Consider the following 8,405-nt stretch of genomic DNA (forward strand, 5'->3'; position numbering starts at 1 on the left):
TCCGGCGCGGCCTGTACCGCTTCGCCAACGGCAGGACGGCTAATGCCGACATCAACGGCGCCGCCAATATACTTCGTAAAAGTAAGCAGAACTTCGATTTCGAGGGACTGTGTAAAGGGCTTTTGGACAGCCCTTTGAGAATAAGGCTATCCTGATTTCAGGAGGAAACTTAAACAGCAACCTTCTCAAGAATCTCCCGCTTCTATAAACGGGAGAGGTTCAACTTGTCATTCAAAAAAATTCTCACAATATGTTGACACCGTCCAGGGCTTGTCGCACGTGCGACAAGCCTTTTTTTTATGCTATAATATACCCGTCTCGCTGATGGATTCCATGAGCGTGTGGATTGAAATTGTAATATTGAGTAGTAAGTTATTGAGTGGCCTGTCGTATGATATTCATACGGCAGGTTTTTTCTATAAATAAATTTTACTATTCAATATTACAGAAAATATATATTGACTAGCAGTATGGAACGGAGTATACTGAGTGTATCAAAAACGAATTATAGAATTCACAAAATTGTAGAGAAAGGAGAATAGAGATGGGAACATATATTGGGCATACTAGCGAAGAGGGACGACAGCAGCTGCTGATAGACCATTTGAAAGGGGCCAGCCTTTTGGCAGAACGATTTGCCAGCATATTTGATGCGGCCGAATGGGGGAAGATGGCCGGGTTATATCATGACATCGGGAAATATAGCGCGGCTTTCCAGCAACGGATCCTGGAAGAGGGACCGCGGGTCGATCATTCTACGGCTGGTGCCTTGTTGATGAAGAAAATAAAGAATGTGCCTTTGGCTTTCTGTATTGCCAGTCATCACAGCGGTCTCCTCAATACGGGAACGAGATTATCGAAAGCCGATGACGGTACCTTGAAGGGGCGGCTGAAAAAAGAATTGAAAGGCAAGCTGGACTATTCAGCTTATCGGCAGGAATTGCCTGAACCGCTGCCGATTCGCAAGGCACCGGCCTTTTTATACGGAAAAGACCGGTTTTATTACTCTTTCTTCATCCGTATGCTTTTTTCCTGCTTAGTCGATGCCGATTTCTTGGATACGGAACAATTCGTGAACGCTGGCAAGGTGCAACGCGGCGGATTCGCGACGATGCAGGAACTTCACGATTTATTTTTTGCTTATTATGCAACATTTGGGGAACCCACTACGCCTATCAATCAAAAACGGCAGGAAATTTATCAGCAATGTCTGGATGCAGCTGAAAAGGAACCCGGTATGTTTAGCCTGACCGTTCCGACCGGCGGCGGTAAGACCTTGTCTTCCTTGGCTTTTGCCTTGAAACACGCTGTAAAGTATAAGAAACAGCGGATTATTTATATCATCCCTTATACGTCGATTATTGAACAGACTGCCGATATTTTCCGCAATATCCTGGGAGATGGTAACGTCATCGAACACCATATGAATGTCGATTACGATAAAGATGACAATAAAGAGGATAATGACAAAAAGGAAGATGATGGCTTAAACCGCAAAAAGCTGGCGACTGAAAACTGGGATGCGCCCGTCATTGTGACGACGAATGTGCAGTTTTTTGAATCCCTCTTTGCGGCCAAGACCAGCCGGTGCCGCAAGGTACATAATATTGCCAATAGTGTCCTCATCTTCGATGAAGCGCAGATGCTCCCTGAACCTTATTTGCGGCCGTGTATTCGCAGTATAGGCGAATTGGTGGCCAATTATCGCTGCACAGCTGTATTGTGTACGGCAACGCAGCCGAGTTTGGAAACGTATTTTTCCCAGATTGGAGAAGGCCTGAAAGTGCGGGAAATCTGCCCGGATACACAAGGACTGTATGAATTCTTCAGGCGCGTCACTTATCGATTCATGGATGTAGATTCTTTGGAATCCTTGGCAGCGCAGCTGAAAGAGCATGAGCAGGTCCTGTGTGTCACTAATTCCAAGAAGGACGCTCGGGACTTGTATCAGATGATGGCGGGCGATGGATGTTATCATTTGTCGACCTTCATGTATCCGGCTCATCGGCGCCGCGTCTTAGCAATCATCCGTCAACGCCTTAAGGATGGTTTGCCCTGCCGGGTCATTTCAACCAGCTTGATTCAGGCTGGCGTCGATGTCGATTTCCCTGTTGTTTATCGTGAAATTGCCGGCCTGGATAGTATTATCCAGACAGGCGGCCGCTGCAATCGGGAAGGGAAACAGCGGACCGAAGACAGTACCGTATATATTTATGATTTGCATAAGCCTATGAACCGGATTCCTGCTTTCGTGCGGCGCCCTATTGAAATAACCCAGATGGTGGCGAAGCACCATGCCGACATAGCCAGTGCAGAGAGTATTAAAGCGTATTTCGACCAGCTCCATTACACGATTGGCGAAGACCAGCTGGACAGCAAAAATATTTTGAAACGATTAGAAGGAAATACCCCGGACTTTACAGAGATTGCAAAAGATTTTAAACTGATAGAAGAAGATAGCAGACCCGTTTTTATTCCCGTAGATGATGACCTGGATAATCAGAAAATCCTGACACAATTGATAGCCAGTGTTTGTAACCGGTCCATATTACGTAAGGCTAATCAATATATGGTCAGCGTCTATGAGAACCAGTTCGAGAAACTCTGGGAAACGAATAAGCTGGACGCATTGGATCTAGGATTGTATGTACTAAAAGATCCGGCGGCATATGACCCGGATACGGGGCTCGTCGTCAATATGGAAGATGGAATAGGCATCTTTTTATAAATTGAGGAGATGATGATATGGCAATACGTGTAGAGGTTTGGGGAGATTATGCCTTGTTCTCCCGGCCGGAAATGAAAACGGAACGTGTCAGTTATGATGTCATGACACCGTCTGCAGCACGAGGCATCATTGAGGCCATTTATTGGCATCCCGGACTCAGATGGATTATTGATAAAATCTATGTCCTCAGTCCTATTCAATTTACCAATATACGCCGTAATGAAGTTAAGGCAAAGGCCAGTGCCAGAGCGGCCAAGCAGGCGATGACTAAGAAAAATCTGGCGTTGTATTTGAGTACGAAAGAAGAAATACAGCAACGGGCTTCCATGGTACTGTGCAAGGTGCATTATGTCATCGAAGCGCATTTTGAATTGACTGATAAGGCCAATGCTTCTGACAATGCAGGAAAGTTCCAGGATATCATCCGCCGCCGCCTGAAACGGGGGCAATGCTATCATACGCCTTATTTTGGCTGCCGGGAATTTCCTGTCAATTTCCGGGAATATGAATTTGACAGTGTGCCGACAGCCTATGCCGGGGAAGATAAGGAATTAGGGTATATGCTGTATGACATGGATTATTCCGACTTACAGCACATACGGCCTATGTTCTTCAAGGCGACCTTACATAACGGGGTCCTGGATTTGCGGGATTGTGAGGTGCACTCATGATTTTACAATCATTGGTAGATTACTATGAAACCTTAGCCCGACAGGGTGCTATTGCCAAACCAGGATGGGGAAACTATAAGATTTCTTATGCTGTGAATCTGAATCAACAGGGCGAAGTCATCGGTATCCTGTCTTTGGAAAAAGAAGTGATGCGGGGAAAAAAGAAGGTATCTGTGCCTACTACCCATATGCTGCCGGAAGGCGTGAAAAAATCGTCGGGCATCCGGCCGCAGTTCTTATGGGCGAATGCTGCATATTGCCTGGGCCTGCCTAAGGAAAATAAGACGGCAGATATAACGGGAGATGCGGCAACAAAATGGGAAAAGGATAAAAAACGGAGTGTAGCTTGTTTTGAAACGATGAAACAATATCATTTAGATATCTTAGAAGCTGTCCACACGCCGTCAGCAGCGGCTTTGAAGCGGTTCTTTACGACGTGGAATCCGGAAACAGCAGAAAATCATTCCGTATTGAAACCGTACCTGACCACCAACCTATTAACAGCCAATGTAATGTATGCGGTTGAAGGCGTCTTTGTTCAAGATGATGAAACCATCAGGAGCGCCTGGGATGCTCATTATAATCAACCATCTGATGATGCTGTCAAAGGGCAGTGTTTAGTCACAGGGAAAATAGGACCCATTGCCCGCATCCATCCTAATATCAAAGGCGTCCGCGGTGCCCAGTCTTCGGGAGCTTCCTTAGTATCCTTTAACGCAGAGGCTTTTGAATCATACGGTCATTCAAAGGGACAGTGCTATAATGCTCCTGTCAGTGAACATGCCGCTTTCGCCTACACGACGGTATTGAATCAACTCATCGCCGATGAAAAGCATTGCAAGGTCATTGGCAATACGACTGTCGTCTATTGGGCAGCCAATGGGGAAGAAGCCTATCAGGATTTGCTTCATAGCGCCGTTTTTGAAGATGATGACACTATTGATGATGAGACACTTGATGCCTTGTTTTCTCACATCCAAAAAGGGATGCCCTTTGATTTTCAAGGAGTTCCCATCCATCCCGATACGCCTTTTTATATCTTAGGGTTATCGCCAAATGCAGCCAGACTCTCAGTCCGTTTTTTCTTACAAGATACGTTCGGTCATTTTATCGACCACGTGCGCAAACATTATGAAAGACTGGAAATCGTTATGCCTCAGCAGTATCGGGCTTACTTGCCATTAGGGAGATTGTTGGGGGTAACAGTGAATCCTAAACGTAAGGACACGAAAGGAAAACCTGATAAAAAGTATGAGAAAGCATCCCCACTTCTGGCAGGGGCTGTGATGCGGAGCATCCTCTCGGATACGCCTTACCCGCAGGCTTTATACAACCACGTCATGCTGAGAGTTAAAGCAGATCAAGATGATAAAGATAAGCATATCTATAAAATTACTGCTGAAAAAGCCGCTATCATCAAGGCTTGTTTATTGAAGAATTTCCCGAAAGGAGAGACGATAACTGTGGCGTTGAATGAAGAAAGTACGAATACGGCCTATGTATTAGGCAGACTGTTCTCTGTATTAGAACAAATTCAGGAAAAAGCCCATGAAAAAGATAATGGACGCGGTAAGGTTCCCGACTCAGAAAAGAATCGGAAAGGAATAAATAGCACGATTAAGGATCGATTTTTTAATAGTGCGGCTGCGACCCCAGGATGGGTATTTCCGATTTTGTTGAAAATGGCCAATCACCATTTACGCAAATTGAATGACAGAAAGGGATTGAAAATTGAACTGGAAAAAATGGTTACAGAGTTGGAAGGGAAAATCGAGATGAATGGCCAGCCTATTCCTGCGCGGATGAATTTGACGGATCAAGGCTTATTTATTTTAGGCTATTACCATCAGACCCAGAAACGGTATGTGAAGAAGGAGGAAAAATAAAATGTCAGAACCCATTAAGAATCGCTATGAATTTACCATCCTGTTTGACGTAGAAAATGGTAATCCCAATGGTGATCCCGATGCCGGTAATATGCCGCGTGTGGATCCGGAAACGGGGTATGGCCTGGTTACCGATGTCTGCTTGAAGCGTAAGATACGCAATTGCATCGAAACGATTTGCGAAGATAAACCCGGCTATCGTATTTACGTTAAAGAAGGCGTTCCTTTGCAGCGCAGTGATAAAGAAGCCTTGGAATATGTAGGGGTTAAAGAAGAAAAGGACATCAAAAAGATGAAGACAAGCGATCCGGAACTGGACCGTAAAATCTGTGATTTCATGTGCCAGAATTTCTTTGACATACGTACCTTTGGCGCCGTTATGACGACCTTTGTCAAAAGTGCCCTCAATTGTGGCCAAGTTCGCGGTCCTGTTCAGTTGGGTTTTGCCCGCAGCATTGATCCCATCATGCCACAGGAAGTCACCATTACCCGTGTCGCCATCACGACGGAAAAAGATGCTGAAAACAAAAATACCGAAATTGGCAGAAAGTACATCATTCCCTATGCGTTATATCGTGTAGATGGCTACGTATCGGCTAACCTGGCCCGGAAAGTGACCGGTTTCAGCGAAGATGATTTGCAGTATTTATGGAAGGCCATCATTAATATGTTTGAATATGACCATTCTGCTGCCAGAGGGAATATGGCCGTCCGCGAACTCATCGTTTTCAAGCATGATAGTGAACTGGGGAATGCTCCAGCTTATAAACTTTTTGACACTATTCATGTCCAGAAAAAAGATGGCGTCATTGCTCCCAGAAACTATACGGACTACGATATCACTGTAGATGAAAGTAAAATTCCGGAACATGTTACGTGTACCCGGATGATTTAACCAAGCAAAAAAAGCGGTGCGAAGCAGAATCACACATAAAATATATCAGAGCTTCGCACCCGTCTTGATTTCTATAAAAATGAGCAATATCCGGATAATTGACTCAAAAATTGAACTGCTCATCAATCAGTTCGCAATATGATTGATGAGAGAGCAGATAGTGACTGAGCCAATTTGAAGGCTGTCGCACCCTTCACGGGTGCGTGGATTGAAATATCAAGTACCTATACTCGCGACACGGTATGGAGATAGTCGCACCCTTCACGGGTGCGTGGATTGAAATCAGGCGCGCCGGCCTGTCCTACGGGCAGTACATGGCCCGGTCGCACCCTTCACGGGTGCGTGGATTGAAATGCCAACTGCGATACCGTATTCTGCCAATTCTGTGCGTCGCACCCTTCACGGGTGCGTGGATTGAAATGGTCCTGAGCTACATGAACGCCATGACGTCGAAGCAGGTCGCACCCTTCACGGGTGCGTGGATTGAAATGAGCTCTCCAGCTGCTGGAGCGGCATCAGCGTTGTCGTCGCACCCTTCACGGGTGCGTGGATTGAAATCCGGAAAAATCGGAGGACGACCTCTTTTCGGTCCATGTCGCACCCTTCACGGGTGCGTGGATTGAAATTATCCTGGCCCATATGGGATGACCGAGGGCATCTTTGTCGCACCCTTCACGGGTGCGTGGATTGAAATAGATCAAGTGAGGTGCTAGGCATGGAAGAAAAAACGTCGCACCCTTCACGGGTGCGTGGATTGAAATATCAATGCCCGGCCTATAGCGGATGGTTATTTTCGTGTCGCACCCTTCACGGGTGCGTGGATTGAAATGACGAGTACGCTGAACGGTGTTGTCGCGCGTTTTGGTCGCACCCTTCACGGGTGCGTGGATTGAAATCGCATCAAATCCGCCTGCTGCCAGGCGGTCCATGCCGTCGCACCCTTCACGGGTGCGTGGATTGAAATGTTGATCGTGATGCAGCCGATAGGCGTCAGGGCCGTCGCACCCTTCACGGGTGCGTGGATTGAAATATTCCTCCTAAGACCAACTGATAAGTATTTCTTGTCGCACCCTTCACGGGTGCGTGGATTGAAATGTTTCGTCATGCTATCACGCTCCTACCGTTTGGGCGGTCGCACCCTTCACGGGTGCGTGGATTGAAATAGGTTTCCCAGGACGTCGTTTGTAATCGGCGTTTTGGTCGCACCCTTCACGGGTGCGTGGATTGAAATCACCATGGAGAAATCCAACGGCCATAATGCAACAATGTCGCACCCTTCACGGGTGCGTGGATTGAAATTGTGAGAAGTCTCTCGTCAAGTCCTTGTTTGAACACGTCGCACCCTTCACGGGTGCGTGGATTGAAATATCGTGTTGACCCAGCTCATGACGGTCGCCGTCAGTCGCACCCTTCACGGGTGCGTGGATTGAAATACGGCCATAGGAGTCTGGAGTCACACCCTTATGAAGTCGCACCCTTCACGGGTGCGTGGATTGAAATTTCTTCCTTCTGAGCCAGGTAATCGATGTCGTCGTGTCGCACCCTTCACGGGTGCGTGGATTGAAATTACAATGAGTGCCACAAGCAGGGAATCAAACCTATGTCGCACCCTTCACGGGTGCGTGGATTGAAATCCCATGTCATCAAAGGATTGACCTGGCGCGGCGGCTGTCGCACCCTTCACGGGTGCGTGGATTGAAATGGTCATTTTAAACTCCGTTGTGCCGTCAGCGTATCGTCGCACCCTTCACGGGTGCGTGGATTGAAATGACTGACGGAGCAAGCCATCCTTTATGTTTTGAATGTCGCACCCTTCACGGGTGCGTGGATTGAAATTGCAAATATGTTTTCCATGCCGATTTCAATAGCCATGTCGCACCCTTCACGGGTGCGTGGATTGAAATATGAAGCATGAGCGCAATTTACAGTAAGTTGACGAAGTCGCACCCTTCACGGGTGCGTGGATTGAAATTCCACATGAAGAGCGGTGAACGGTGCGCGCCGAGTCGCACCCTTCACGGGTGCGTGGATTGAAATAGAAATAAGGGGGGGTGGTATGGAATATAATGGGCCCCTTGTCAAGACCACGTTCTAAAATTTTAAGAGTGGCAGTAAGCAGAATTATTCTAAGCAGCGAAGCAAGCAAAGTAAAACTCGTTGGGAACCTTGTAGCCTAATGCCTCGTGGGCCGTATGTTGTTGTAATCATCTACGTATTGGTTAATC

The 8,405-nt window shown here is 46.9% G+C and carries 4 protein-coding genes and 1 CRISPR repeat array; all 4 genes read left to right on the top strand.

Going from position 1 to position 8,405, the window contains the following annotated elements:
* Positions 1-544: 544 nt before the first annotated feature.
* From NM10_RS06435 to cas7c, 4 genes are read left to right on the top strand one after another with little or no spacing between them, the layout of a single operon-like run.
* Positions 545-2,728, top strand: coding sequence for a CRISPR-associated helicase/endonuclease Cas3 (locus NM10_RS06435; protein WP_071601835.1), 2,184 nt, complete (start codon positions 545-547; stop codon positions 2,726-2,728).
* Positions 2,729-2,745: 17 nt separating this feature from the next.
* Positions 2,746-3,399 carry a type I-C CRISPR-associated protein Cas5c gene (gene cas5c, locus NM10_RS06440; protein WP_036200837.1) on the top strand — a complete coding sequence of 218 codons (654 nt, stop codon included), beginning with the start codon at positions 2,746-2,748 and terminating at the stop codon, positions 3,397-3,399.
* Positions 3,396-5,285 carry a type I-C CRISPR-associated protein Cas8c/Csd1 gene (gene cas8c / locus NM10_RS06445; RefSeq protein ID WP_020310786.1) on the top strand — a complete coding sequence of 630 codons (1,890 nt, stop codon included), beginning with the start codon at positions 3,396-3,398 and terminating at the stop codon, positions 5,283-5,285. The genes cas5c and cas8c overlap by 4 nt, the downstream gene beginning before the upstream one ends.
* 1 nt (position 5,286) lies before the next feature.
* Positions 5,287-6,180 (top strand): type I-C CRISPR-associated protein Cas7/Csd2, encoded by an 894-nt coding sequence (gene cas7c, locus NM10_RS06450; RefSeq protein WP_020310787.1) that lies wholly within the window; start codon positions 5,287-5,289, stop codon positions 6,178-6,180.
* Positions 6,181-6,363: 183 nt separating this feature from the next.
* A CRISPR array of direct repeats spans positions 6,364-8,217; the repeat unit is 32 nt; unit sequence GTCGCACCCTTCACGGGTGCGTGGATTGAAAT.
* Positions 8,218-8,405 lie beyond the last annotated feature (188 nt).

Source organism: Megasphaera sp. NM10 (assembly GCF_000417505.1).
GTDB classification, from domain to species: Bacteria; Bacillota; Negativicutes; order Veillonellales; family Megasphaeraceae; genus Megasphaera; species Megasphaera intestinihominis.